This is a genomic window from Moorena sp. SIO4E2 (assembly GCF_010671945.1).
Classification (GTDB): domain Bacteria; phylum Cyanobacteriota; class Cyanobacteriia; order Cyanobacteriales; family Coleofasciculaceae; genus Moorena; species Moorena producens.
The window spans coordinates 1-2814 of record NZ_JAAHIE010000790.1; the positions used below are offsets into that span (position 1 = coordinate 1).

The window sequence follows — 2814 nt, forward strand, 5'->3', positions numbered from 1 at the left end:
TTATTTTATTTGAGTCATCACTTTGGTGGAAAAACCCTATTTATACCACCATCCGACTCACCAGGGATTGGGAAAGTATTCCATCAGCTATGTGAAAAGTGTACTGACACACTCCAGCAAGATTCCCAATTTCAAGCCTTATTTTCCCCAGCAGCAAGTCAGCTAGACCAAAGCCAGATTAGCTCTAAGCTCCAAGCGCTACTGTATAAGTTAGTTGTTTTCCCGAAAATCGATACCAATCCAGAGATAGCCTCGATCCTACTTCAACTGTGGCAAGGATTAAAATCACTAATTCCCCATTGGACTCAACTGCTAGTTACTAATCGAGGCTATTGTCAGCCAGAGGAAGTAATTAGAAAAACCTTTATTGCTCAAGAAAAAGACCTGAGTTATAACTTCACCCTCCCTGATGGGAGCCAGCAACAGGTTAATGGAAAATTCGATAGCTTAATTTTTGACTGTGAACGCGATCGCTATTGTGTCGTAGACTATAAAACCTATCAACCGGTAGATCCATCCGCTAACCTAGCTCAAGTTGCTCTCTATAGTTACATGCTCCACCAAAAAAAAGGAGTAGCAATAGATGCAGCGGTTTATTGTGTTTTACCGGAATTCCAAAAACACTACTATTCCTGGGAAGAGCTAGAGGATACAGTGCATCAGCTCATTCCCCATAAATTACAACAGATGCGCCAATGGCTGAGTTGGAAACCTGCCCAGCTGGAAAAGGGGGGAGATGGGGAAACTATAAAAAACCATTGCACTCCAGCAATCGGTAAGGGCGACCTTGAGCCACCACCACCCACGCGACAGCTTCAGCTATGCAACATTTGTCCCCAACAGCAGACCTGTCAAACCTTTTTTGAGGATGGGAAAACTGACCAAGAGCAGGTCAAGCCAGCATCCCGCAAAATTCCTGAGACTAAGCAAAAGCCGGTCAAGCCACCATCCCGGAAAACTGTTGATGCTGATCAGATCGGGAAAAAATTGGTGAGTACTCTAGAAGACTTTAAAATTAGTGTCGATTATCTCAACGCAACAGTTGCTCCCGCATTTGTCCGGATCAAGCTCAAACCCCATCGTGGCGTAAAAGTTAGAGATATACAGAATCGGTCCCAGGATTTACAAGTACACTTGGGTCTGGATAATCCTCCCCTGATTACTCCTGAAGCTGGCTATGTCAGTGTGGATTTACCACGGAAGGATGAGGATAGAGAAGTAGCTCGATTTGATGACTATATCGAGGTTCACCAAAGTTCCAGCAATCCTCCCAGGATTGGGCTTGGAGTAAATTTAGATGGGAAATTGGTAGAAGCGGATTTATCTGATCCCAATACATGCCACTTTTTGGTAGGGGGCACAACGGGAAGTGGCAAGAGCGAATTTTTGCGATCGCTTCTGCTATCCCTACTCTATCACCACTCTCCTCAACAGCTAAAAATTGCTCTGGTTGATCCCAAGCGAGTCACTTTCCCAGAATTTGAGGAAATGCCATGGTTGCTGTCACCAATCGTTAAAGATAGCGATCGCGCTATCGAACTGATGGCAGAATTAGTTGACGAAATGGAGCAGCGTTACCGGAAATTTGAACAAGCCAAGTGTGCTCACCTGGATGCTTATAATCAGCAATTGACTCAGAAACAAACTAATAAACAAAACCTACCATTACCTCGGATAGTCTGTATATTTGATGAATATGCTGACTTCATGGCAGAAAAAGAAATCCGCAAAGACTTAGAATTAAGTATTAAGCGTTTAGGAGCCAAAGCTAGAGCGGCTGGGATTCATTTGATTATTGCTACTCAACGACCAGAAGCGAAAGTTGTTACTCCGATTATTCGCTCTAATTTACCAGGGCGAATTGCTTTGCGCACGGCGTCTGAAGGGGATTCAAAGATTATTTTTGGTGGCAACAACACTGAAGCGGCTTATTTGTTGGGTAAGGGAGATTTATTGTATCAAAAGGGTGGTAAGTTAGAGCGATTGCAGAGTTTGTTTGCTGAGAGGATTAAATTGCCTTGATCAAAGTTTATTCAAATAAAGTTTGACCCTGTGGTGCGTTACGGGGCAGACTATCCAAAAACTGGCTACCGTAAAAATCAAGGCAAGTCCACCCCTAACACACCCTACCCAACACCCCGAGCCACACGAAAACCGACATTGAGTTTGATGGCATCGCGCGTGAAATTGTAGTCGCGGGAGGCAGAACGGCAATAAATAGGAGAGGCGCTCCAGGACCCGCCCCGCAGAATATATTTAGTATGATTACTAGTAGGTTTAGTCCAGACACTCCCATCTGTAGGAGCTCCTTTGTAATTATCATGCCTTGGATCCGCACACCACTCCCAAAGATTGCCGTGCATATCGTATAAGCCAAAGCCGTTGGGGGGAAAATGTCCTACTGGGGTGGTTTCTTCTCGATATTCCCCTTCTTTTTCCTCTGCATAAGTATAGGAAGCATTATAATTAGCTAATAGACCGGTTATGGTCTCTCCATAATGGAATGGTGTGGTATATTCATAATGGAATGGTGTGGTAGTTCCGGCTCTACAGGCGTATTCCCATTCCGCTTCACTCGGTAATCTGTATTTCCTTCCTGTATATTGAGAAAGGCGATCGCAAAATTCCATCGCATCGTACCAGTTGACTTGCTCTACTGGTCGATTGTCTCCTGTAAAGTAAGAGGGGTCTGGCTTTAAGTCCCGCTTAATTTTTGGGAGGTTTTCAACCACAGCTCGCCATTGCGCTTGAGTTACCAGATATTTCCCCAGGAAGAAGGGTTGGATGGTTACTTTGTGCTGAGGTCTTTCCCTG

General features: G+C 44.5%; 2 protein-coding genes. One reads left to right on the forward strand and one right to left on the reverse strand.

The features are described from left to right. The coding region (locus F6K37_RS37245) for a DNA translocase FtsK (protein WP_287256028.1) at positions 1-2022 on the forward strand (2022 nt) is incomplete at its 5' end. 104 nt (positions 2023-2126) lie between these two features. On the opposite strand, the gene F6K37_RS37250 is transcribed toward F6K37_RS37245, so the two are convergent. Then, the coding region (locus tag F6K37_RS37250; RefSeq protein ID WP_287256031.1) for a formylglycine-generating enzyme family protein at positions 2127-2814 on the reverse strand (688 nt) is incomplete at its 5' end.